Genomic DNA, 21,072 nt, shown 5'->3' on the forward strand with positions numbered 1-21,072 from the left:
CCGTTCACGCGTAATTCACCGACGGTCGGACCGATGACAAGAGTGACCCAGGTCGCGTACAACGAACGGGTGACGCAGCGGAGAACTGGCAGCGGCTGTCTGTTCCTGGTGATCGTGCTGTCCGTCCTGGGGATCGCTTACCACCTGTGGGAGCGCGGGACGTCGGAGACACCGACGGGGGTCACCACCTCGGATGGATCGGGCCGATATGTAGCGCTGGGTGACTCCTACACGGCTTCGCCGGGCACTGGGCGTCCCGTGGGGGCGCCGACGGGCTGCGACCGTTCGGACAACAACTATCCGAGCCTGCTCGCCGCGAGCCTGCGTCCGGCCGAGTTCGTCGACGTCAGCTGCGGTGGCGCCACGACCGAACACCTCACCGGCGAGCAGAAGACCCGTGACGGCACGAACGCTCCGCAGCTCGACGCCATCGACGGCGACACGACGCTGGTGACCGTCGGTATCGGTGGCAACGACGTGGGCTTCGTCGGCTTCGCGGGCCAATGCGCGACGCAGCACCAGACCGCTTCACCCTGCAAGACCCGGCTGACCGCGGGCGGCCGGGACCAACTCGCCGAGCGGATCACCGCCGCGGCGGACCGGCTCGGCGGAGTCCTGGACCAGATCCGTTCGAAAGCGCCCGAAGCACGCATCGTGGTCGTCGGGTATCCGACGGTGCTTCCGGACGACGACGGCGGTTGCTGGCCGGTCCTGCCGGTCGGTGCGGGGGACGTCGCCTACTTCCGCGAGTCGCTAGCGCGGCTGAACACCACGCTGGCGGATACGGCGAAGGAGCACGAAGCGGGCTTCGCCGACATGTCGACCGCGAGCAAGGGGCGGGACATGTGCACTGCCGCGAACCGGCGGTGGATCGAAGGCCCGGCACCCGCGGTGCCCGCCGCGCCGCTGCACCCGAACGCTCGGGGCGAGGAAGGCATGGCAGAGGTCATCGAGAAGCTGCTCAAGGTCGCGTAGGGCACGCCAGCCGCCCGGATATCGCGAAAGGGCGAGCGCAAGTAGTCCTCTAGTTGCGATCCTTGCGCGCGCAAGGATCGCAACTAGAGGACTAAACGCGGAGGCGGGGAGTCGCGCTTGAGGTCAGGCGCGGACGACCGCCTGTGCCTTCCCGAGGACGGCCTTGCCGTCGAACTTGGCGGTGATGTCGATCCGCGCGGTGCCGTCGTCGTTGACCACGGCGACCTTCCCGGTGAACTCGATCGTCGCCGCGCCGTCGTTCGGCACGACCACGGGGCGCGTGAAGCGCGCGAAGTAGTCGACGAGGCGGCCGGGGTCGCCGAGCCAGTCGGTGACGAGCCGCGCGCCCAGCGCCATCGTCAGCATGCCGTGCGCGATGACGTCCGGCAGGCCGACCTCCTTGGCGAAGGCCTCGTTCCAGTGGATGGGGTTGAAGTCCAGCGCAGCGCCGGCGTAGCGCACCAGCTGGTCCCTGGTGACGTCGATGGTCAGCGGTGTCAGTTCTTCTCCGGCGGTGAACGTGCTCACGCGCCCTCCCCTCGGACCACGAGCTGGGCGTGCGTGGTGGCGATCGGGCCGCCGTCGGCGCCGGAGATCTCGGCGCGCAGGTTGATGAAGTCGTTCCCCGCACGGGTCATGATGTTGTCGATATGCGTGGTGAGCGACAGGACATCGCCCGCGTGCACCGGCCGCACATAGGTGAACCGCTGGTCGCCGTGCACCATCCGCGAATAGTCGAGCCCCAGCTCGGGGTCGGTGACGATCGCGTTGATCGAGGCGAGATTGATGATCGTGAGGAACGTCGGCGGCGCGATGACGTCGGGGTGCCCGGCCGCCTTCGCCGCTTCGGTGTCGCGGTAGAGCGGGTTCGCGTCGCCGAGCGCGTCGGCGAACTCCCGGATCTTCTCGCGACTCACTTCATAGGTACTGGTCGGCGGGTACACCCGCCCGGTGAACGACTGGTCCAAGGCCACCCGAGCAGGCTACCGAACCCGGAAATGCCCGAAGCCGCCCTGGTGACCAGGACGGCTTCGGGTGAGAGTTGTAGAACCGCTAGACGCTCAGCGGGTCTCTTTGTGAGTCCGGTGCGTACCGCAGTTCGGGCAGAACTTCTTCATCTCCAGGCGATCCGGGTTGTTGCGCCGGTTCTTCTTGGTGATGTAGTTGCGGTGCTTGCACTCCTCACACGCGAGCGTGATCTTCGGTCGCACGTCAGTGGCAGCCACAGCATTTCCTTCTCTACTAGGCCTGGGATACCCAGGATTACCGCGTAGCGGTGGCCGGACTTGAACCGGCGACACAGCGATTATGAGCCGCTTGCTCTGCCAGCTGAGCTACACCGCCCTTACATAACCCTAACCGCGACACGCTTGCGTGACGCGGTTGAGGTTGCGAGCCCCTTTACGGAATCGAACCGTAGACCTTTTCCTTACCATGGAAACGCTCTACCGACTGAGCTAAAGGGGCCTTGCCCTCTCGCGAGGACTTGGAAAGATTAGCAGGCCGGTCGAGGGGCCTTGACCGGGGGGCAGGTTACCGCAAAACCTCAGGTCAGCAGGGTTAAGACGGTCTCGGAGTGTCGCCCCGGCGAGCGCGCCGTGCGGGCCTGCAGCCACGCCTCCAGGCGGTCCTCCGGCAGCGGCCGCGAGATGAGGTAGCCCTGTGCCACGTCACATCCCATCGCCTCGAGCTGATCCCGCGCGACGTCTTCCTCGACGCCCTCGGCGACGACCGTGAGGCCGAGCGAGTGGCCCAGTTCGACGATGGACCGCACGACGGCGAGGTCGCCGAGGTCGGTGCCCATGCCGAGGACGAAGCTCTTGTCGATCTTGACCTGATCGACCGGGAGCTGCCGCAGGTAGGCCAGCGACGAGTAGCCGGTGCCGAAGTCGTCGACCGCGAGGACGATGCCCAGCGAGTGCAGCTCCCGCAGGATCGGCAGCGCCTTCTGCGGGTCGGACATCACGCCGGATTCGGTCAGCTCGAAGGTGAGCAGCTCCGGCGGGATACCGAAGCGGTCGAGTTCACGGGCGACCTTCGTCGGGAAGTCCTCGTCGGCCAGGTTCCGCACCGACAGGTTCACCGCGGCGGAGATGCGCAAGCCTTCGTCGAGCCACTTCCGCACCCGCTTCAGCGACTCTTCGAGCACGAAGGACGTCAGGACACCGATGAGGCCCGCCGCTTCGATCGCCGGGACGAACTCGTCCGGGCCGAGCCTGCCGAACTCCGGATGCACCCAGCGCACCAGCGCCTCGACACCCTGGATCTGCCGGTTCGGCAAGGTGATCTTCGGCTGGTAGTGGACGCTGAGCTGGCCTTCTTCGAGCGACTGCCGGAACTGCGTGACCATCTGGAACCGGCGCATGAAGATCTGGCCCATGCTGGCCATGTATCCGCGGACCTCTTCACCGCCCTTGGTCGCCCGGACGGCGACGTCGGCGCGCTGGAGGAGCCCGTCGACGTCGACCTGGTCGTCGTCTTCGGCCGACGACGTGGCGTAGCCGATCATCGCGTTGGCTTCGACGGAAAGCCGGTCCACCGGGTACGGCGCGACGAGTTCCGCGCGGAGCAGTTCCGCGGCGGCCTGGGCGCGTTCCGGCGCGCAGCCGACGAGGAGCGCCGCGAAGGACGCGCCTTCGAGCCTGGCGAGCGGGACGTCGGGGCCGAGCGCGTCACGGATCCGGCGTCCGGCGGCGATGACCATCCTGTCGGCCCACACGTAACCGAGCGCGTCGCTGACGGTGGAGAAGACGTCGAGGTCGACCCGCAGCACGACCGCGTCGACCTGTTCCCGCAACGGTTCCTTGGCGACCTGGCGGAATCCCGGCCGGTTGAGCAGGCCGGTCAGCGGATCGTGGTAGGCGTCGTGGCGCAGGGTCGCGAGCAGGCGCCGGTTGTCCAGCGACGTCGCGAGGTGGCTGGCCATCGTGCCGAGCAGCTGGACGTCGTACTTGCCGAAACCACGCCAGCGGGACAGCCTGTCGTGCGCTTCTACGACGCCGAGGAGCTGGTTCGCACTGCGCAGCGGGACGACCAGCGCCTCCTGCGCGCCGCGGTCGAGCAACGCGGAGCGGACGTCGGGATTGGCTTCGGTGATCCGGAAATGCCGGACGTGCGCGCCGGGCAGGCGCAGCAACGGGTCGTCGGCGGCCGGGTCCACGGGCGGCAGTTCGTCACCCGCGACGACCATCCGCATGGTGTCCTTGGGTTCCAGCCGCAGCCTGAGCACGACCCGGCCGGCGGCCAGCTGGTCCTTGATGCGTTCGGCGATGGTCGCCCATTCGCGGACGTCCACCCCGCCGACGAGTTCGTCGGCTCGCCCGGCGGGCCGCGCGGCGGCCTGTTGACCAGAGCGCGCGACCATCAGGCTGACGTCGGATAGCGCTTCCATGTCGCGCTGTTCGCGGAGCAGATCCGAATACGCCCAGTACAACGCGGTGAGCCCGAGGAAGACGGCCAGCACGAGCGGCCAGGCCTTCGGAGTACCGGAAATGACCAAATATCCGGAAAGACCGACCGAGGCGTTGACGAATCCGACGACGAGGATGCGGCCGGTCAGCCGGATCGCGGTGCTGACCCGCATGCGGCGGCGCAGCACGCGGACGGCGGCGAGCGCGAGCAGCGTGCTGACCAGCGGCGCGGTCAAAGTGCCTGCCAGCGCGGCGATCCAGGTCATGTCGTGGGCGCCGGAGGCCTGTTTCACCAGTCCTGCCACGGCGAACGCGCCGGTGATCTCCAACAGGAAGGCGCCAGCGTTGTAGAGGACGCGGCCGGCGACCTTGCGCGCCAGCAGGGTTCCGATGCCCGCCGCGAGATGCGCGGCGAGCACGACTTCGAATGGTGCGACGAAGAAGCCGATGACCAGGGGAATCTCGGTGAACGAGATCGTCCACGAGATGCCGCTGCGGACGTCGACGTTGATCCCGAGTTGTTCGGCCAGCAGGAACGCGAGCGCGAGGATCGGCCCGATCCACAACAGGTCGTCCGAGGCTTCGAAGTCCAGCCACAGGCTGACCGCGGCCGCGGCGGCGATGCCCATGGTGAGGACTGCGAAGGTGTAGACGCGGAATCGTCGCTCGTCGGTACGAGCCTCCGTAACGGCCCCTCCCTTGCCCGGTGCCGCCTGTGCGGCGCTCACGGGCCTGCCGTTCGTGTCCGGCATCCGACCTTCCTTCCCGGCTGCCCAACCGGTCTTGTCCTACCGCGACCTCGGGGACGAGGGCAATACAGTACCCCGGAGGGCGTACCCAAGTCCCATTCGAGACAGTATGAGATCACCCCAGGGTTAACAATGGGCGCGTCGCGCTGACCTGCGTGGACCAAGGGGTGAAATGGGAGCGTTATTCGCGTTCCTTCCGACTACCGGAAGTCACGTGGCGCCACGGCCGAGCCAATCTCGTGAAGTTCCCGGCGGACCCGTCAGTAGGGGCTTGAATAGTCCTATGAATAGCCACGCCATCGCCGCCGGGCATGCCGAGCGGCTCGCCACCGTGGACGTCCTGCTCCCCGAAATGCCTGCACTGGAGCCTGTCGAGGGCTCCGTGTCACTCTCCGCGACAGAAGGCGACTCGGCCGCCGCCGGATTGTCGGTACGGACTGAAGCGGGCCCCGATTCTGTTGACTCTCCGTGGCGGGCCCTCGTCGAGCATCGCCTCGAAGCACGGCTCACCGGCCCCCGCCCCGAAGCGGCCCTTGACGCATTACTCACCCGATGGGATGAACATCTGAAGGCGGTCGCCCCACCTGGAGATGTCGAAACGGCGGCGACCGTGGTGCGGCCCAGCCGCGATTCGCCCGGCTCGGCCGAATTGCTGCGCCGCGGATTCGCGCCGGTGCTGGTGATCGCGGTCCGCCCGGCCGACCGGCTGGCCGTGACGGGACCGCCCGCCACGCCCGGAGTGCACATCCGGCCTGCCGAAGCGGATGATCTCGAAACCGCCGTCGGGCTCGAGCTGGAATTGCAGCGTTATGACGCGCAGTTCGGTTCTGTCACTTTGCGCGAGGGCGCGGAGGAAGCGATCACCGCGGACCTGTCGAAACAGCTGGGCCGGGAAAATCCGACACTGTGGATCGCCGAGCTGTACGGACGCGCGCTGGGCATGGTGCGGGTGCAGTTCCCCGACGAGACGTCGTGGATCGGCGACCGGGTCGCGGCCGACCGGGTCGGCTACCTGTCGTCGCTGGCGGTGGCGGAACCGGCGCGGTCGAGCGGGGTGGGGTCGGCGCTCGCCGCGCACGCGCACCAGGTCTTCGACGAATGCGGGACCGAAGCCGTGCTGCTGCACCACGCGCTGGCCAACCCGCGCTCGACGCCGTTCTGGTACGCGCAGGGCTACCGGCCGCTCTGGACGTACTGGCAGCGGCGGCCCGCGGTGCCCTGACCGGCGATAGGCTGATCTTCGAAGATCAGGGGGTTTCTGTGACCAGGGACGATGACGCGGCCCCGGTGGCGCCGACCGGGGTCGACACCGAAAAGCCGTCCGCGGCGAGGATCTACGACTGGTTCCTCGGCGGGAACCACAACTGGGCCGTCGACCGCGAGTTCGCCCGCGCGCTGGAACGGCAGTGGCGGTGGGTCAAACCGGGCGCGCGGCACAACCGCGAGTTCATGAATCGCGTCGTGCGCGCGGCGCTGAACGCCGGGATCCGGCAGTTCATCGATCTCGGTTCCGGTGTCCCGACCGCCGGGAACGTGCACGAGATCCTCGAAGAGGAGCTGGAGCCGGGCGATACGGCGAAGGTCGTGTACGTCGACTACGAGCCGGTGGCGGTGGCGCACGCGGAACTGATCCTCGAACGGCACGAGGCGACCGACTGGGCCGGGATCGTCCACGCGGACATGCGGCGGCCCAAGGACGTCCTGCGACATCCGGAAACGCTGCGACTGATCGACTTCTCGCAGCCGGTGTGCCTGATGATGATGGCCGTACTGCACTTCGCCGGGCCGCACGACGACCCGCCCGCGCTGGTCGCGACCTACCGGAACGCGTTGGCGCCGGGCAGCTGGCTGGGGCTGTCGCATATGAGCTTCGGGGGCCAGACCGGCGAGGACGCCGACGGGCTCCGCTGGATGGTCGAGCAGTACCGGAAGACGAGCAACCCGGTGTGGATGCGGGACCGCGAGGAGATCGAACCCCTCTTCGGGGACTGGCCGCTGCTGGAGCCCGGCGTCGTCCACCTGCCCGACTGGCGGCCGGTACGAGAACTGCGACGGGACGAACTGGGCGCCCGGCCGTTCGCCTGGTGCGGTGTCGCCACCCACCCCTGACGTCCGACCTCTTATCCCGACGCGGCGACTTTAGCGGGCTAACCGCGCCGCGTTGGGGTACAGAGGTCGGAGGGGCGGGTGATCGCTGACGGCGAACGCGAGGAGGAAACAAACGGGTCGATCGGAGAGTTGAGCTAGACAGACTCAACTAACCGAGGAGTGCACAGATGACCGACAACCGCCTCCTGCCCGTCCTCCCGCTCGATGACGACGTCGTGCTGCCGGGCATGATCGTCCCGCTCGACCTCGCCGACACGGAGACGCGCGCCGCGGTGGAGTCCGCCCAGGCCAACACGCCTGCCCAGGCTTCCTTCCCGGGGATCCGGTCCAGCGCCGCCACCAAGGCCGAGGTGCTGATCGTTCCCCGCGTCCACGGCGAGTACGCCGAGCTCGGCACCATCGCGACCGTCGAGCGCATCGGCCGCGTGCCGGGCGGCAAAACCGCGGTGCTGTTGCGCGGTACCCGCCGCGCCGTCGTCGGCCGGATCGCCGACGGTCCCGGCGCCGCCCGCTGGGTCCACGCCGAGGTCGCCACCGAGACCACCGACGACGATTCCGCGAAGCTCGCGACCGAGTACAAGAGCGTCGTCCTCGCGATCCTCCAGCAGCGGGGCGGCTGGCAGATGATCGACGCCGTCCAGGAGGTCGAGGACCCGTCCGCGCTCGCCGACCTCGCGGGCAACTCGTCGTACCTGAAAACCGAGCAGAAGCTCGAGCTGCTCTCCACGCTCGATGTTTCGGCACGGCTCGAAAAGGCCCTCGAATGGAGCCGCGAGCAGCTGGCCGAGCTCGAGGTCACCGACACCATCCGCAAGGACGTCCAGGAGGGCATGGAGAAGCAGCAGAAGGAGTTTCTGCTGCGCCGCCAGCTCGAAGCGATCCGCAAGGAGCTGGGCGAACTCGACGGCACCGCCAACGACGACGACTACCGCGCCCGTGTCGAGGCCGCCGAGCTGCCGGACGCCGTCAAGAAGGCCGCACTGTCCGAAGTGGACAAGCTGGAGCGGACGTCGGACCAGTCCCCCGAGGGCGGCTGGATCCGTACGTGGCTGGACACCGTCCTCGAACTGCCGTGGAACGAGCGCACCACGGACGTCCACGACATCGCCGCCGCGCGCGACATCCTCGACGCCGATCACGCCGGTCTCGACGACGTGAAGGAACGCATCATCGAGTACTTGGCCGTCCGCAAACGCCGCGCGGAGCCGGGGCTCGGGCCGGTCGGCGGACGCCGCGGGATCAAGGCAGGGCGAAGCTCCGTTGAGGATGGTGGTGGGCGAGGGGCTGGCACGGTGCTGGCGCTCGCCGGTCCTCCCGGGGTCGGCAAGACGTCGCTCGGCGAGTCCGTGGCGAAGGCGATGGGCCGCAAGTTCGTCCGGGTGGCGCTCGGCGGCATCCGCGACGAGGCCGAGATCCGCGGTCACCGCCGCACCTACGTCGGCGCGCTGCCCGGCCGGATCGTCCGCGCCATCAAGGAAGCGGGCTCGATGAACCCGGTCGTGCTGCTCGACGAGATCGACAAGGTCGGCGCCGACTACCGCGGCGACCCGACGGCCGCGCTGCTGGAGGTGCTGGACCCGGAGCAGAACCACACGTTCCGCGACCACTACCTCGAGGTCGAGCTGGACCTGTCCGACGTCGTGTTCCTCGCGACGGCGAACGCGCTCGAAACCATCCCCGGACCGCTGCTGGACCGGATGGAGCTGGTCACCCTCGACGGCTACACCGAGCACGAAAAGGTCACCATCGCCCGCGACCACCTGCTCCCCCGCGAGCTGGACCGCGCGGGCCTCGGCGAGGACGACGTCACGCTGACCGACGACGCGTTCAGCCGGATCGCCGCCGAGTACACGCGGGAAGCCGGGGTGCGCAACGCGAACCGGACCATCGCGAAGGTGCTGCGCAAGGTGGCGACCAAGGTAGCGCTGGACGAGGTCGAGCTGCCGCTGACCATCGACGCGGACGGGCTCGAGACCTACCTCGGCCGCCCACGGCACCTGCCGGAGTCCTCGCTACCCGCGTCGACGCAGCGCACGTCGACCCCCGGCGTGGCGACCGGCCTGGCGGTGACCGGTGCCGGCGGTGACGTCCTCTACATCGAGGCGTCGCTGGCGGATCCGGAATCCGGCTCGACCGGGTTGTCGCTGACCGGTCAGCTGGGTGACGTGATGAAGGAGTCGGTGCAGATCGCGCTGTCCTACCTGCGCTCGCACGGCGCCGAGCTGGAACTGCCGGTCGGCGACCTGAAGGACCGCGGCATCCACGTGCACGTCCCGGCCGGCGCGGTGCCCAAGGACGGGCCGAGTGCCGGCATCACGATGACGACCGCGCTGGCGTCCCTGCTTTCGGGCCGGGTCGTGAAGTCGGACGTCGCGATGACCGGTGAGGTGTCGCTGACCGGACGCGTGCTGCCGATCGGCGGGGTCAAGCAGAAGCTACTGGCCGCGCACCGGGCCGGGATGAAGACGGTGATCATCCCGCAGCGCAACGAGCCGGATCTCGACGACGTCCCGGCCGAAGTGCTGGCGCGGCTGGACGTGCACGCCGTGGCGAACGTCCGCGACGTGCTGGACATCGCGCTGGCCCCGGCGACGGCTCCGGTCGCCCAAGCGGCGTAACAGCGCGAGGCCGAAGCCCCGGATCCCACTCAGGATCCGGGGCTTTCGGCATTCGAGATCCGGACGGATCCGGACATTAATCAGTCTTAAACTTCATATCACGGTTTGATAACGTAGATTCCGTGCCACCCCGCCGGGTGCGGCCACTGAGCCTTGAGAGGGCAAGGTCATGAGTCACGGAATTCTGTACCCCCTGCTGCCGAAGCGCAGGTGCGTTTCGGCCGGTCAGATCGCCTGTCTGAGCATTCTCACCGCATTCACCACCCTGCTGACCTTCGCCGGCACGAGCGCACCGATCGCGGCCGGGATCGCGGTCACCCTGCTCGGTGCCGTCCTCGGCCGTCCCGTGCCCGCGCGGACACGCCGGTGAACACCGAATCGGAGTTCATGGCACACCTGCGCGAACTCCGCGACCGAAGCGGTCTCAGCATCCGCGCACTGGCCGCCGCGACCGGTCAGTCGCGCAGCACCTTGGCCGACACCTTGGCCCGGAACACCTTGCCCAGCAACGAAAACCAGATGAGAGTCCTGCTCCGCGTGTTATTGCGGGCCGTTCCGGGGGAGCCGGGACTCGACGACCATCTCGTCGCCTGGCGTCACCTGATCGGACGCCGACACCACCGCAATGGAGGATGTGCCCCGCTCGACCGGATACTCTTCGCCATCGACATCGCGGAACAGCGCGGCGGGGACGAAGCGCCAGGTCTGCGCAAGGCGAAGGAAATCGTGTTGAGCCAGGGTTTCCTACGAAAGTTCCCTTCTCGCGGTGAATACGCCGCGAATTCACCTGGAAGTCCCGTTCCACCCGTAACCTCCGAGCCGCTCCTTTCCCGCACCACCACATCAGCGGATGCCTTGGAGGCATGAGTGAAGCGACGGAATTTCCTGCGCGCGGCCGTGGTCGGCGCCGGTGTCACGGCGTTCGGCAACCGGCTTTCGGGGACGGCCTTGGCCGCTCCCGCACAGAACGGACCCAGCCCGTACGGCGCGCTCCAGGCGGCCGACGCGAACGGAATCCAGCTGCCCGCGGGTTTCACCAGCCGGGTCATCGCGCGCTCCGGCCAGAAGGTCGCGAGCACCGGTTACACCTGGCACAGCGCCCCGGACGGCGGCGCGGTGTTCGCCGACGGCAGCGGCTGGATCTACGTTTCGAACTCGGAGATCACCCCTGGCGGCGGCGCGAGCGCGGTCAGGTTCGACGCGAGCGGGAACATCACCGGCGCCCACCGCATCCTGGCGAACACGCGCCAGAACTGCGCGGGCGGCAAGACTCCTTGGAACACCTGGCTTTCCTGTGAGGAGGTCGACCTCGGATTCGTCTACGAGTGCCAGCCGAACGGTCCGGCCACGGCCGCCGTCCAGCGGCCCGCGATGGGGAAGTTCAAGCACGAGGCCGCGGCGGCCGACCCGGTGCGCAAGGTCGTCTACCTGACCGAAGACACCTCGGACGGCTGCTTCTACCGCTTCGTCCCGACGACCTGGGGCAACCTCTCCGCCGGAACACTGCAGGTGCTGAAGGCGGGCACGGCGACATCGGGCAGCTTCACCTGGGCGAACGTGCCCGACCCCGACGGCTCCCCCACCGCGACCCGCAACCAGGTCTCCGGCGCCAAGCGGTTCACCGGCGGCGAAGGGCTGCACTACGCCAACGACACCGCGTGGTTCACCACCAAGGGTGACAACCGCGTCTGGCAGCTCAACCTCACGAACAGCACCTACGAGCTGGCCTACGACGACTCGCTGGTCAGCCCCGGCTCGGCGCCGCTGACCGGCGTCGACAACGTCACCGGGACGTCGTCGGGTGACCTGTTCGTCGCCGAGGACGGCGGGAACATGGAGATCTGCATCATCACGCCGAACGACATCGTGGCACCGTTCCTGCGGATCAGCGGCCAGAGCTCGTCGGAGATCTGCGGCCCCGCGTTCACCCCCGCCGGGAACCGGCTGTACTTCTCGTCGCAACGCGGCACCTCCGGTTCGTCCTCCGGCGGGATCACCTACGAGGTGACCGGCCCCTTCCGTTCCTGACCACCGCGTGCGGGGCCGCCCGGCCCGGGCGGCCCCGCACTGGCTCAGGCGTCGGTGCGGTCCTTCTCACGCAGTCGGGTCACCACGAAGAGGGTCAGCGCGACCGCGACGGCCGCGATCACGAAGTACTGGAAGAACCCGGCGTACTCCTCGACCAGGTGCCAGCTCTCCCCCAGTCCGTACCCGGCCAGCACGAACACCGTGTTCCAGATCAGGCTGCCCACCGTCGTCAGGGTCAGGAACCGCCAGAACGGCATCCGCTCGATCCCGGCGGGCAGCGAGATGAGACTGCGGAAGATCGGCACCATCCGGCCGAGGAACATCGCCTTGGCACCGTGCTTCTGGAACCAGGCCTCGGTCTTGTCGAAGTCGGAGGTCTTGACCAGCGGGATCTTCGCCATCCAGCGGCGCGTGCGGTCGCGGCCGAGCAGCATGCCGAGGTAGTACACGATGATCGCGCCGGCGACCGAACCAAAGGTCGTCCATACCAGCGCTTCCACCAGGGTGAACGTCCCCTGGCTGGCGGAGAACCCGGCGAGCGGCAGCACCAGTTCGCTGGGGATCGGCGGGAACAGGTTGTCCAGTCCGACGATGATCGCGGCTCCCGGACCTCCCAGTGAGTCCATCAGTGACACTGCCCAGCCGGCGAGGCCGCCCATCGATTCGTTGGTGGCTTCGGCGAGGAGGAGGTTCATGGCGGCCTTTCGTGGTCGTCTGCGGTACCAACGAACCTACGAATTGCGCGGGTTCCGCACCCTGCGGTGAAGCGGCACAGATCACTGAGGAAAACCGCAATACCGACCTTCCGATACCCCGCTAACCTGGCCCTATGCCTTTTCCGGCAGCGACGCGCCGCTACCTGCGCAAGATGCTCCGCGGCACGCTGGGCCTGGCGATCGGCGCCATGACAGCGGTCGCGGAGTTCTTCTACGTGCTCTTCGGCGGCATCGCGCTCGCGGTCCCCGCGTTGCGACGGCCCGTCTTTTCGGGCGCCCGCACACTGTCCGAAATGGAACGACAACGGCTGGAGAAGTACTTCGGCGCCGAGAACGCGACGGACTACACCGGACGCCGCGCGATGGCCTACCTGGTCCCGCGTTGCGTCATCGGGCTGCTCAGCGCCGGGATCTTCGGCATGATCCTGTTGGGTGCCGGATCCGGTGTGATCATCGGGTATCAGCTCCTCGACGGCAGGTCGCCCGGCGGTGAGGCCCCGGCCGATTGGTACGACCCGGTCACCACCGTGCTCTTCGGCGCACTGCTCATTTTCCTTTCCCTGCAAGGACTCATCGGGGCCGCGACGCTGGATCGCAAGCTGGCGATGAGCTTTTTCGGCCCCAGCAAGAAGGAACAGCTGCGCCGCCGGGTGTCCGAACTCGCGACCAGCCGGGCGGAGGTGGTCGAGGCGGTCAACGGTGAGCGCCGCCGGATCGAACGGGACCTGCACGACGGCGTCCAGCAGCGGCTCGTCGCGCTGGGGATGCTGCTCGGCCGGGCGCGGCGCGCCGGTGATCCGGGTCACGCGTCGGAGCTGCTCCGGCAGGCACACGAGGAATCTCAGCGCGCCCTCGAAGACCTCCGCGAGGTGTCGTGGCGGGTGTATCCGATCGCGCTGGACTCGGACGGGCTGCACCCCGCGTTGGAAGCGCTCGCGGAACGCTCCGGCGTGCCGGTCCACCTGCGGGTCGACCTGCCGGAACGGCCACCGGCGGCCATCGAGACCGTCGTCTACTTCGTGGCGTCCGAAGCGGTCACCAATACGATCAAGCACGCCGCGGCGACGCGGATCGACATCGAGGCCGAACGGGAGGGGGACAGCGTGCGGGTGCGGATCACCGATGACGGCACGGGTGGAGCGCGTGCGTCGGGCGGCGGCCTGTCGGGCCTCGCGCGGCGCGTCGCGGCAGCGGACGGGGAGTTCACCGTGGACAGTCCGCTCGGGGGGCCGACCGTGGTGACGGCGGTACTGCCGTGCGAGTGATCCTCGCCGAAGACTCGACCCTGCTGCGCGAGGGGCTGGTCCGGTTGCTGGTCGAAGAGGGGCACGAGGTCGTGGCGTCGGTCGGCGACGGTGACGCGCTCCTCTCGACGACCGCCGCGTATCGACCGGACGTGATCGTCACCGACGTCCGTATGCCGCCGACCCACACGGACGAGGGTCTTCGCGCGGCACTCGAGATCCGGAAGCGCTGGCCGGAGATCGGCGTCCTGGTGCTCTCGCAGTACGTCGAGAAGCGCTACGCCGCCGAGCTGATCACCGGCGACGGCGAACGCGTCGGCTATCTGCTGAAGGACAGGGTCGCCCAGGTGGGCGAATTCCTGGACGCGCTCGACCGGGTCGCCGCGGGTGGGGCGGCGTTCGATCCGGAGGTGGTCCGGCGGCTGCTCGCGCGGACCACGCACACCGATCCGCTCGCGAAGCTGACCGTCCGAGAGCGTGAAGTGCTGGAGAAAATGGCGCAGGGCCACACGAACGCCGGGATCGCCGAGTCGCTGTTCGTGTCGTTGAGCGCCGTCGAGAAGCACGTCAACGCCATCTTCGACAAGCTCGGGCTGGCCACCACCGCCGGCTACAGCCGTCGCGTCCTGGCGATCCTGCGCTACCTGGGTTCCTGACCTCCGAGTTGACAGGCAAGTGACGACTTGCCTATAACTGAGTCGTGGACGGCGACCTGTTCAAGGCCATCGGCGACGCGACGCGACGCGTCATCCTGGACGAACTGACCGAAAAGGACGGTCAAACACTGTTCGAGATCTGCGGACGGCTGACCATGAAACATGGCCTGAGCTCTTCGCGCCAGGCCATCTCGCAGCACCTCGCGATGCTCGAACAGGCGGGCTTGGTGCACACCCGACGGCAGGGCCGCTACAAGTTCCACCACATCGACACGAGTCCACTGCGCTCGATCGTCGAGCGGTGGCCCATCGACCGAGAGGAACCGAACCCGTGATCCGCATCAACATCACCAGCGTCTTCGTCGACGACCAGGCCAAGGCGCTCGCGTTCTACACCGAGAAGCTGGGGTTCCAGAAGAAGCACGACGTCCCCACCGGCGACGCCCGCTGGCTCACCGTGGTCTCCCCCGCCAACCCGGACGGCGTCGAACTGCTGCTGGAGCCGGACGGGCACCCCGCAGCGGGCCCGTTCAAGAAAGCACTGGTCAGCGACGGTATCCCATTCACCCAGTTCGCCGTCGACGACGTCTTCGCCGAGGTCGAACGTCTCAAGGGATTGGGTGTCGAGTTCACCCAGGACGCCGTCGACCTGGGACCGGTGGTCACCGCCGTCTTCGACGACACCTGCGGCAACCTGATCCAGCTCGCCACGATGAAGTAGCTCCCGCACGAGAAAGCGGGGCCCGGTCCACTGTGGACCAAGCCCCGCTTTATTTCACTTAGAGATGGGGCGTTTCCTTACTGCTGCACCCATTCCACGAGTTCCACGGGCACACCGTTCGGGTCGGTGACCATGAAGAGGCGTTCTCCCCACGGCTCTTCCCGCAACGGCAGCGTGATCTCAACACCTTCGTCGCGCAGGCGCTTCTCCTCGGCTTCGAGGTTCTCGACCGTGAAGGCCACGATCACGCCGGATGCGCGCTGCTGCCGCAGGTTCTCCGGCAGAACCTCGATCCCCGCCTGGAGCAGAACGATGGTCACCTTCGCGGTTTCATGGCCGAGGGAGACGAAACCCTCCGCGGCCATCTGCTCGGTGAAGCCGAAGTGCTCGGTGAAGAAGCGGCTGGAGGCGGCGACGTCGTCGACGGTCAGCGAAACAGTGGAGGCAAGGACGTTCATGGGCTATCCCCTTCGGTCGGCGGTGAGTTTTCGGAGGTGCTGATCGGTCAGTACGACCGGCGGCGCGGGACGCCGAACGAGCGGCGCACCGGCGTCGAGCGGCCGGGGAACGGCTGCTGATGGCGGCGGTCGTTCCGGCGGGCCTGGGCGCGGTTGGTGCCTTCGTTGCCTTGGGGGATTCGAGCAGTCAAGGAGCCTCTTCTCTCTCAGTCGGTAGTACGGACGTAAGTTTACACTCGAACTACAAGACGTCAAGGATATTTTTGCGACGGTGGTAAACTTCGCTCATGACCAGCACGGATGTGGGTTTACGAGAGCTCAAGAAGCAGGAGACGCGGCAGCTGATCTCCGACCAGGCGACGGTCCTGTTCATGGAGAAGGGCTTCGAGGAGACGACGATCGCCGAGATCGCCGCGGCGGCGAGGGTCGCGAAGAAGACCGTCACCAACTACTTCCCGCGCAAAGAGGACCTGGCCATGGACCGGCACGAAGAGTTCACGAGCGGGCTCGCGAACGCGGTCAGCTCCAGGAAGGCCGGTGAGTCGGCGCTGGCCGCGCTACAGCGCACCTTCCTGGACGCGGTGGCGGAGCACTCGCCCATGATCGGCTTCACCGGGCAGGCCTTCGCGAAAATGGTGCTGGAGAGTCCGACCCTGACCGCGCGACAGCGTGAGCTGCACGAACTGCGGGAAGAGGCACTCGCCAAGGTGCTCGCGACCGAGACCGGAGCCGACGCGGACGACGTCACCCCGGTCATGGCGGCCGCTGAACTCAACGCGATCGACCGCGTCCTCTTCCGCGAAACCCTCCGGCGTTCACATGCCGGCGAGAGCAACGACAAGATCGCCGAAGCGCTGGCGAAGGCGACCAAGCGGGCTTTCGAGCTGCTTGAACCGGCCTTCGGCGACTACGCGATCCGCGAGTAGCTCAGCGTTTTTTGGTGGCCAGCACCACCGCGACGACCACAGCGGCGACGAAGGCGACCACCAAGAGCAGGATGATGAGGTGCAACGGCGTAATCGCGAACATGGAACCCCCTTATCAGAGGAGCATCCTAAGTGACCTTCACCGACGAAGAGATCGCGTACCTGCGCTCACAACCCTTAGCCCGCTTCGCGACCCTGTCCGCCGACGGCGAGCAGCCCGACGTCGTGCCGCTGTCGTTCGAGTTCGACGGCACCCATTTCTGGGTCGGCGGCGGGGGCGGATCGGTCCTCGCGACCCGGAAGTTCCGCAACATCCAAGCGGGGCAACGGAAAGTCGCCCTGGTCATCGATGACATGGTCTCGTTCGACCCGTTCATCGCGCGCGGCGTCCGGATCTACGGTGAGGCCGCCGATCCGGTCGAACGAGTGGGCATCGTCGGCCCGGGCAGCTACGCGCGCGTCACGCCGACGGTGTCGTGGAGCTGGAACATGGCGGGCGAACCCGTGGGCGAGACCTGGTACGCGTCGAGGCGGGCGGTTCACGGGGAGACATAGAGGTGCATGTCCCGCGCGATGCCGCCGATCTCCTGATGGGCGGGCAGTAGTCCTTCGTGCCGGTAGTCCGCCTTCTCGGCCGCGCGGATCGAGCCGCGATTCCACGGTTCGATGTACAGCTCGATCCGCTCCACGCCCGGCACCGTCCGGGCGAACACGGTGATCGCTTTGAGCGCGTCGGCCGCGAACCCGCGTCGCCGATGCTTCGGCGAGACTGAATAGCCCACGATCCCGACGCCTTCCGACAGTTTCCGCAGCCACAGCCCGATCGTGCCGACCGCCGCGCCTTCCGCGGCGATCACGAACGGGAAGCCCCTTCCCTCGGCGTGACGGCTTTGCTGTCGTCGTACCCAATCTTTGGCTTCCTGCCTCGTGGGATGCGCGGGGAGGTTGCCGATGAGCGGCACGTACGGATCTTCGCCGAGTTCGAGGACGAGACCGACGTCCGCTTCGACGAACTCGCGGAGGACGACGGATCCGTGGGCCGGCGGAGTGGTGGGCCAGGGCTGCGGCTCGGTCATCGGTCCATTCTTGTCGGGGGTCGGCGGTACGGTCTGTTCATGCGGGATCTGGTCGTGACGGAGAACAGCACGATCGACGGCGTGATCGAACTGGCGGGCGACTGGTTCAGCCCTGGCGACAGCGATCCGGACGTCGACCTGTCCGATGTCCTGGCCGCGCTCCACGAACAACGTGAAAACGCCGACGCGTTCCTCCTCGGACGCGTCACCTTCGAAGACATGCGCGGCTACTGGCCGAAGCAGACCGCCGACACGACAGGAATCTCGGCTTATCTGAACTCCGTGAGCAAGTACGTGGTCTCCAGCACGCTGACGGAGCCGGAGTGGGAGAACACGACGGTGCTCTCCGGTGGCGTGCGTTCGGAGATCGAGAGGCTGAAGGCCGCCGAGGGCAAGGACATCGTGACGACCGGCAGCATCTCGCTGGTGCGGGCGCTCATCGCCGAGGGGCTGGTCGACGAGTACCGGCTGTTCGTCTATCCCGTCGTGGCCGGGGAAGGGCGGCGGCTGTTCGAGGGAGCGACCGGTGTTCCGAAGCTTCGGCTGGTGGAGGAACGGACGTTCACCTCGGGGATCGTGCTGCTGCGCTACCGGTCCTCTTCGGAATGACGTGCTCACCGACCGCTCGGTAGGGTCGGCGTACTCCTGCGTAGCGGCTGGGGAACGACGGAGGTGGCGGTCATGGTCGACGCGTCGAAGTTCACGGCCGAGGTGTATCGCCGCGCTGCCGCCCGGCCCGATGCGCCGCCGCGGCTGACCCGGGCGGCGGACTGCGTGCTGGACGGCAAGTTCAGCTGGGAAGAAGTCGCCGCCGGAACATGCCCGCATCCGCTCGCGCAGGCACTGTTCACTCCGAAAGCCCAGGAAAAGCTGTGGCCGCTCTTGGCAGAGGTCGCCGCGGACGTCCAACCCGCGCCCGCGCCGGCCGAACCCCGGCGCGCGCGGAAACCGCCTCCGACGGACGACGACTTCAGCGGGTTCACCTACCTCGAAGACCTGGCTGAACCGAGCAGGCATCCGGCATGGCCACCGAGGCCGGATCCCGGCCGGTGAGCGCCCGCGTTTGCAGACGCGATCGATACTCGCCCGACCGAGTGGCCCAGGAAACCGACGAGCGTCTCCGGACGTCTGCAAGTCGACCGGCCTAAGTGACATGGAGGAGTCAAATGCCACAGCCCAAGGGCTTCAGCGTCGAGATCGACGACTTGAAAACCATGGCCACGGACGACAAGGGCGGCACCGGGATGCCCAGCGCCGAGAACCTGGTCCGAACGGCGTCGACGTCGATGCGTGATCTCTACACCTCACCCGTCGAAGCGTTCGGGTCCGAGGTCGACGAGGCCACCGAGCTGGGCCGCAACCGGAACAAGCTGATCGCGTTGCTGATCATGGGCGGGGTGGGCATCAGCGATTCGCTCGACGTGGCGGCGTCACGGCTCAAGACCATCGCCGAGATGTACGAGCGGGTCGAACGAGAGATCGTCGGGAAGTAGGGGACTTCGATGACCGACTTCAGTCCAGTCGCCTTCACGGCGATGTACAACAGCCTGTGCGACAAGGCCCGTAGCGAGTGGCCCGCGACGCCAGGCGCCTCGGACGACACCCTTTTCCTGCTTCAGCCACTGCGAGACTGGCTGAAGTTCGCCGTGGACGGCGATCTCGGCGCGTTCTCGGGGGCGCCGGGCGACATCCTCCGGAAGAAGGAGGCGTTCGAGGAGTCCCGGAACATCCTGAAAGGCATCGGCAACCGGCTCGTCACCCACTGGTCCGGGGAGGCGTCGCGGGAGTACACCAAGTATCTCGACATGGTGCAGAGTCACCTGGGGTACTTCGCGGGCGGATCCGAGAACATCGACGACGCCGAGGGTTATCTGCCCGAGGCGTCCGGGCTGCTGGACGCGGCGTTCGCGGTGCAGGCCGCCCGCAAGAACGACCTGCACCAGCTGGGGATGTCGCTGGACTCGGCACTGGACCGGCTCGACGAAGGCACCGACATGCGAGCGGCCATGCTCTTCTGCGGCAAGGTCGCCGAGCTCGCGATCGGCCAGATTCCCAACGGGAAACTCGGCCTCGACGTGGTCAGGCTGCTGTGGGGAACGAGTGGCCTGGCGTCCGGAGCGCCCACGCAGACTCAAGGCGGGGACTCGACGCACATCGACGTCGGCATCAGCAGCGGGGTCACCGACGTGATGTGGGCGTTCCAGCAGCAGCTGAACAAGGTGATGGAGAACTACCGCAACGCCGTGAAGGCACTGAACGGGCGGATGGACAGGTTGTTCGCCCACATCGACGCCCGCAACGCCGCGGACCTGGAGTGGAAGGACCACATCCCCAGCTGGGAAGGGAAGACCGGTCTCACGCTGGCGCAACTGCTCTCGCTGGCCAACTCGAACCTGACCCCGGAACTCGCCGAGAAGGCGGGCAAAACCCCCGCGCCGGAGATGCCTGCCGAGAAGAAGAAGGAAGAACACCGGCCGCCCGGTCCGCCCGTCGGGACCTGAGCCGCGCCCGCCGGTACATGGTGAGGGGTGGGCTGTGTGGATTTCGGGTCATCCAATGCACCGAAATCCACACGGCGAGGGGACGCGGCCCGGCATCAGGGCCGGACACGGCACGAACAAGAGCGGCCCCGTGACGTGGTCACGGGGCCGCTCTGGTGTGGCGAGTGAGGGATTCGAACCCCCGAAGGCGTAGCCGTCTGATTTACAGTCAGATCCCTTTGGCCGCTCGGGCAACTCGCCGTGGCCGGGCAAGCCCGGTCGAGATGAAAGAATACCCAAGGCCGTGGCGGGCCCGTCAACCGGGTTACACAGGGCTAGGGTGGAAGCTCCTGACAAGCGAGTACGAGGTGTGAGAACACGTGGCGGATCCCTCTTTCGACGTGGTGAGCAAGGTCGATCGCCAGGAGGTGGACAACGCCCTGAACCAGGCCAGCAAGGAACTCGGTACGCGGTTCGACTTCCGGGGTACCGGGACCAAGATCGACTGGTCCGGCGAGGAGGCGATCGCGATCGAGTCGGAGACCGAGGAGCGGGCGCTGGCGGCGGTCGAGGTGTTCAAGGAGAAGCTGATCAAGCGCGGCATCTCCCTGAAGGCCTTCGAGGCGGACGAGCCGGCGTTGTCCGGCAAGATCTACAAGGTGGGCGGCAAGATCCTGCAAGGGATCGCGTCGGACAAGGCGAAGCAGATCGCCAAGTTCATCCGCGACGAGGGCCCGAAGGGGGTCCAGGCGCAGATCCAGGGCGACCAGCTGCGGGTGTCCGGCAAGAAGAAGGACCAGTTGCAGGACGTGATCGCCTTGCTCAAGGGCAAGGACTTCGAGATCGCGCTGCAGTTCACGAACTACCGCTGATCTCAGCGAAGAGGGCCACCTTCGGGAGCACCGA

Annotated in this window: 26 protein-coding genes and 3 tRNA genes; 18 read left to right on the plus strand and 11 right to left on the minus strand. The window is 67.5% G+C overall.

Annotated elements, in window-relative coordinates; all coding sequences use genetic code 11:
* The first annotated feature begins 42 nt into the window (after positions 1-42).
* Positions 43-975, plus strand: a complete 933-nt coding sequence (locus ACLARN_RS03545) for an SGNH/GDSL hydrolase family protein (RefSeq protein WP_409490011.1) — start codon at positions 43-45, stop codon at positions 973-975.
* 123 nt (positions 976-1,098) lie between these two features.
* Here ACLARN_RS03545 and ACLARN_RS03550 read toward each other — a convergent pair whose 3' ends face one another.
* The 6 genes from ACLARN_RS03550 to ACLARN_RS03575 all read right to left on the minus strand — a co-directional run bounded on the left by ACLARN_RS03550 (position 1,099) and on the right by ACLARN_RS03575 (position 5,137).
* Complete coding sequence (locus tag ACLARN_RS03550) at positions 1,099-1,503, minus strand: MaoC family dehydratase (protein WP_409489829.1); 405 nt, start codon at positions 1,501-1,503, stop codon at positions 1,099-1,101.
* The gene (locus ACLARN_RS03555) at positions 1,500-1,949 is read right to left on the minus strand and encodes a MaoC family dehydratase N-terminal domain-containing protein (RefSeq protein ID WP_409489830.1); all 450 of its coding nucleotides are present in this window, start codon (positions 1,947-1,949) and stop codon (positions 1,500-1,502) included. The genes ACLARN_RS03550 and ACLARN_RS03555 overlap by 4 nt, the downstream gene beginning before the upstream one ends.
* A gap of 87 nt (positions 1,950-2,036) precedes the next feature.
* Positions 2,037-2,201, minus strand: coding sequence for a 50S ribosomal protein L33 (gene rpmG / locus ACLARN_RS03560; RefSeq protein WP_005152047.1), 165 nt, complete (start codon positions 2,199-2,201; stop codon positions 2,037-2,039).
* A gap of 45 nt (positions 2,202-2,246) precedes the next feature.
* Positions 2,247-2,319: transfer RNA gene (locus ACLARN_RS03565), tRNA-Met, on the minus strand.
* Positions 2,320-2,369: 50 nt separating this feature from the next.
* A tRNA-Thr gene (locus ACLARN_RS03570) sits at positions 2,370-2,442 on the minus strand.
* Between the two features lie 79 nt (positions 2,443-2,521).
* Positions 2,522-5,137, minus strand: coding sequence for a bifunctional diguanylate cyclase/phosphodiesterase (locus ACLARN_RS03575; protein WP_184898966.1), 2,616 nt, complete (start codon positions 5,135-5,137; stop codon positions 2,522-2,524).
* Between the two features lie 280 nt (positions 5,138-5,417).
* On the opposite strand from ACLARN_RS03575, the gene ACLARN_RS03580 reads away from it, so the two are divergent.
* From ACLARN_RS03580 to ACLARN_RS03605, 6 genes are all read left to right on the plus strand, one after another.
* Positions 5,418-6,356, plus strand: coding sequence for a GNAT family N-acetyltransferase (locus ACLARN_RS03580; protein WP_409489831.1), 939 nt, complete (start codon positions 5,418-5,420; stop codon positions 6,354-6,356).
* A 38-nt stretch (positions 6,357-6,394) separates the two neighbouring features.
* Positions 6,395-7,243: an SAM-dependent methyltransferase gene (locus ACLARN_RS03585; protein ID WP_409489832.1), complete on the plus strand. Its 849-nt coding sequence runs from the start codon at positions 6,395-6,397 to the stop codon at positions 7,241-7,243.
* A 167-nt stretch (positions 7,244-7,410) separates the two neighbouring features.
* Entirely contained in the window at positions 7,411-9,861 is a 2,451-nt protein-coding gene (gene lon / locus ACLARN_RS03590) for an endopeptidase La (protein ID WP_409489833.1), read from the plus strand.
* A 169-nt stretch (positions 9,862-10,030) separates the two neighbouring features.
* Positions 10,031-10,231, plus strand: coding sequence for a hypothetical protein (locus ACLARN_RS03595; protein ID WP_409489834.1), 201 nt, complete (start codon positions 10,031-10,033; stop codon positions 10,229-10,231).
* The gene (locus ACLARN_RS03600; protein ID WP_409489835.1) at positions 10,228-10,728 is read left to right on the plus strand and encodes a helix-turn-helix domain-containing protein; all 501 of its coding nucleotides are present in this window, start codon (positions 10,228-10,230) and stop codon (positions 10,726-10,728) included. Before ACLARN_RS03595 ends, ACLARN_RS03600 begins: the two co-directional genes overlap by 4 nt.
* Positions 10,729-11,889 carry an alkaline phosphatase PhoX gene (locus ACLARN_RS03605; protein ID WP_409489836.1) on the plus strand — a complete coding sequence of 387 codons (1,161 nt, stop codon included), beginning with the start codon at positions 10,729-10,731 and terminating at the stop codon, positions 11,887-11,889.
* 44 nt (positions 11,890-11,933) lie between these two features.
* On the opposite strand, the gene ACLARN_RS03610 is transcribed toward ACLARN_RS03605, so the two are convergent.
* The gene (locus tag ACLARN_RS03610) at positions 11,934-12,584 is read right to left on the minus strand and encodes a DedA family protein (protein WP_409489837.1); all 651 of its coding nucleotides are present in this window, start codon (positions 12,582-12,584) and stop codon (positions 11,934-11,936) included.
* Between the two features lie 134 nt (positions 12,585-12,718).
* Between ACLARN_RS03610 and ACLARN_RS03615 the strand changes: the two genes are divergently transcribed.
* The 4 genes from ACLARN_RS03615 to ACLARN_RS03630 are packed head-to-tail and all read left to right on the plus strand — an operon-like array spanning position 12,719 to position 15,226.
* The gene (locus tag ACLARN_RS03615; RefSeq protein WP_409489838.1) at positions 12,719-13,870 is read left to right on the plus strand and encodes a sensor histidine kinase; all 1,152 of its coding nucleotides are present in this window, start codon (positions 12,719-12,721) and stop codon (positions 13,868-13,870) included.
* Positions 13,861-14,505, plus strand: a complete 645-nt coding sequence (locus tag ACLARN_RS03620; RefSeq protein ID WP_409489839.1) for a response regulator — start codon at positions 13,861-13,863, stop codon at positions 14,503-14,505. The genes ACLARN_RS03615 and ACLARN_RS03620 overlap by 10 nt, the downstream gene beginning before the upstream one ends.
* A gap of 44 nt (positions 14,506-14,549) precedes the next feature.
* The gene (locus ACLARN_RS03625) at positions 14,550-14,840 is read left to right on the plus strand and encodes an ArsR/SmtB family transcription factor (RefSeq protein WP_076164349.1); all 291 of its coding nucleotides are present in this window, start codon (positions 14,550-14,552) and stop codon (positions 14,838-14,840) included.
* Entirely contained in the window at positions 14,837-15,226 is a 390-nt protein-coding gene (locus tag ACLARN_RS03630) for a VOC family protein (RefSeq protein WP_409489840.1), read from the plus strand. Before ACLARN_RS03625 ends, ACLARN_RS03630 begins: the two co-directional genes overlap by 4 nt.
* 77 nt (positions 15,227-15,303) lie before the next feature.
* On the opposite strand, the gene ACLARN_RS03635 is transcribed toward ACLARN_RS03630, so the two are convergent.
* Together ACLARN_RS03635 and ACLARN_RS03640 are read right to left on the minus strand one after the other, a co-directional pair.
* On the minus strand, positions 15,304-15,684 hold the full coding sequence (locus ACLARN_RS03635; RefSeq protein WP_125788774.1) for a VOC family protein: 381 nt from the start codon (positions 15,682-15,684) through the stop codon (positions 15,304-15,306).
* Between the two features lie 47 nt (positions 15,685-15,731).
* On the minus strand, positions 15,732-15,875 hold the full coding sequence (locus tag ACLARN_RS03640) for a hypothetical protein (RefSeq protein ID WP_409489841.1): 144 nt from the start codon (positions 15,873-15,875) through the stop codon (positions 15,732-15,734).
* A gap of 96 nt (positions 15,876-15,971) precedes the next feature.
* On the opposite strand from ACLARN_RS03640, the gene ACLARN_RS03645 reads away from it, so the two are divergent.
* Positions 15,972-16,610, plus strand: coding sequence for a TetR/AcrR family transcriptional regulator (locus tag ACLARN_RS03645; protein ID WP_409489842.1), 639 nt, complete (start codon positions 15,972-15,974; stop codon positions 16,608-16,610).
* A gap of 132 nt (positions 16,611-16,742) precedes the next feature.
* On the plus strand, positions 16,743-17,165 hold the full coding sequence (locus ACLARN_RS03650) for a PPOX class F420-dependent oxidoreductase (RefSeq protein ID WP_409489843.1): 423 nt from the start codon (positions 16,743-16,745) through the stop codon (positions 17,163-17,165).
* Here the strand turns inward: ACLARN_RS03650 and ACLARN_RS03655 are convergent.
* The gene (locus ACLARN_RS03655; protein WP_409489844.1) at positions 17,150-17,686 is read right to left on the minus strand and encodes a GNAT family N-acetyltransferase; all 537 of its coding nucleotides are present in this window, start codon (positions 17,684-17,686) and stop codon (positions 17,150-17,152) included. The genes ACLARN_RS03650 and ACLARN_RS03655 overlap by 16 nt on opposite strands.
* 39 nt (positions 17,687-17,725) lie before the next feature.
* Here ACLARN_RS03655 and ACLARN_RS03660 point away from each other — a divergent pair, with 39 nt between their 5' ends.
* From ACLARN_RS03660 to ACLARN_RS03675, 4 genes are all read left to right on the plus strand, one after another.
* Positions 17,726-18,295: a dihydrofolate reductase family protein gene (locus tag ACLARN_RS03660; protein ID WP_409489845.1), complete on the plus strand. Its 570-nt coding sequence runs from the start codon at positions 17,726-17,728 to the stop codon at positions 18,293-18,295.
* Positions 18,296-18,367: 72 nt separating this feature from the next.
* Positions 18,368-18,739, plus strand: a complete 372-nt coding sequence (locus ACLARN_RS03665; protein WP_409489846.1) for a hypothetical protein — start codon at positions 18,368-18,370, stop codon at positions 18,737-18,739.
* 113 nt (positions 18,740-18,852) lie between these two features.
* Entirely contained in the window at positions 18,853-19,179 is a 327-nt protein-coding gene (locus ACLARN_RS03670; RefSeq protein ID WP_409489847.1) for a hypothetical protein, read from the plus strand.
* Positions 19,180-19,188: 9 nt separating this feature from the next.
* On the plus strand, positions 19,189-20,187 hold the full coding sequence (locus ACLARN_RS03675; protein WP_409489848.1) for a hypothetical protein: 999 nt from the start codon (positions 19,189-19,191) through the stop codon (positions 20,185-20,187).
* Positions 20,188-20,345: 158 nt separating this feature from the next.
* Here the strand turns inward: ACLARN_RS03675 and ACLARN_RS03680 are convergent.
* Positions 20,346-20,427: transfer RNA gene (locus tag ACLARN_RS03680), tRNA-Tyr, on the minus strand.
* A gap of 119 nt (positions 20,428-20,546) precedes the next feature.
* On the opposite strand from ACLARN_RS03680, the gene ACLARN_RS03685 reads away from it, so the two are divergent.
* Entirely contained in the window at positions 20,547-21,038 is a 492-nt protein-coding gene (locus tag ACLARN_RS03685; protein WP_005152002.1) for a YajQ family cyclic di-GMP-binding protein, read from the plus strand.
* Positions 21,039-21,072 lie beyond the last annotated feature (34 nt).

The sequence above is a fragment of the Amycolatopsis sp. cmx-11-12 genome (assembly GCF_046269425.1).
Taxonomy (GTDB): Bacteria; Actinomycetota; Actinomycetes; order Mycobacteriales; family Pseudonocardiaceae; genus Amycolatopsis.

Bases quoted from the DNA above. Each gene is read 5' to 3' on its own strand.
- lon (WP_409489833.1), top strand. From the start codon at position 7,411: ATGACCGACAACCGCCTCCTGCCCGTCCTCCCGCTCGATGACGACGTC.
- ACLARN_RS03580 (WP_409489831.1), top strand. From the start codon at position 5,418: ATGAATAGCCACGCCATCGCCGCCGGGCATGCCGAGCGGCTCGCCACC.
- ACLARN_RS03655 (WP_409489844.1), bottom strand. From the start codon at position 17,686: ATGACCGAGCCGCAGCCCTGGCCCACCACTCCGCCGGCCCACGGATCC.
- ACLARN_RS03675 (WP_409489848.1), top strand. From the start codon at position 19,189: ATGACCGACTTCAGTCCAGTCGCCTTCACGGCGATGTACAACAGCCTG.
- ACLARN_RS03635 (WP_125788774.1), bottom strand. From the start codon at position 15,684: ATGAACGTCCTTGCCTCCACTGTTTCGCTGACCGTCGACGACGTCGCC.
- ACLARN_RS03610 (WP_409489837.1), bottom strand. From the start codon at position 12,584: ATGAACCTCCTCCTCGCCGAAGCCACCAACGAATCGATGGGCGGCCTC.
- ACLARN_RS03575 (WP_184898966.1), bottom strand. From the start codon at position 5,137: ATGCCGGACACGAACGGCAGGCCCGTGAGCGCCGCACAGGCGGCACCG.
- ACLARN_RS03665 (WP_409489846.1), top strand. From the start codon at position 18,368: ATGGTCGACGCGTCGAAGTTCACGGCCGAGGTGTATCGCCGCGCTGCC.
- ACLARN_RS03670 (WP_409489847.1), top strand. From the start codon at position 18,853: ATGCCACAGCCCAAGGGCTTCAGCGTCGAGATCGACGACTTGAAAACC.
- ACLARN_RS03595 (WP_409489834.1), top strand. From the start codon at position 10,031: ATGAGTCACGGAATTCTGTACCCCCTGCTGCCGAAGCGCAGGTGCGTT.
- ACLARN_RS03660 (WP_409489845.1), top strand. From the start codon at position 17,726: ATGCGGGATCTGGTCGTGACGGAGAACAGCACGATCGACGGCGTGATC.
- ACLARN_RS03615 (WP_409489838.1), top strand. From the start codon at position 12,719: ATGCCTTTTCCGGCAGCGACGCGCCGCTACCTGCGCAAGATGCTCCGC.
- ACLARN_RS03645 (WP_409489842.1), top strand. From the start codon at position 15,972: ATGACCAGCACGGATGTGGGTTTACGAGAGCTCAAGAAGCAGGAGACG.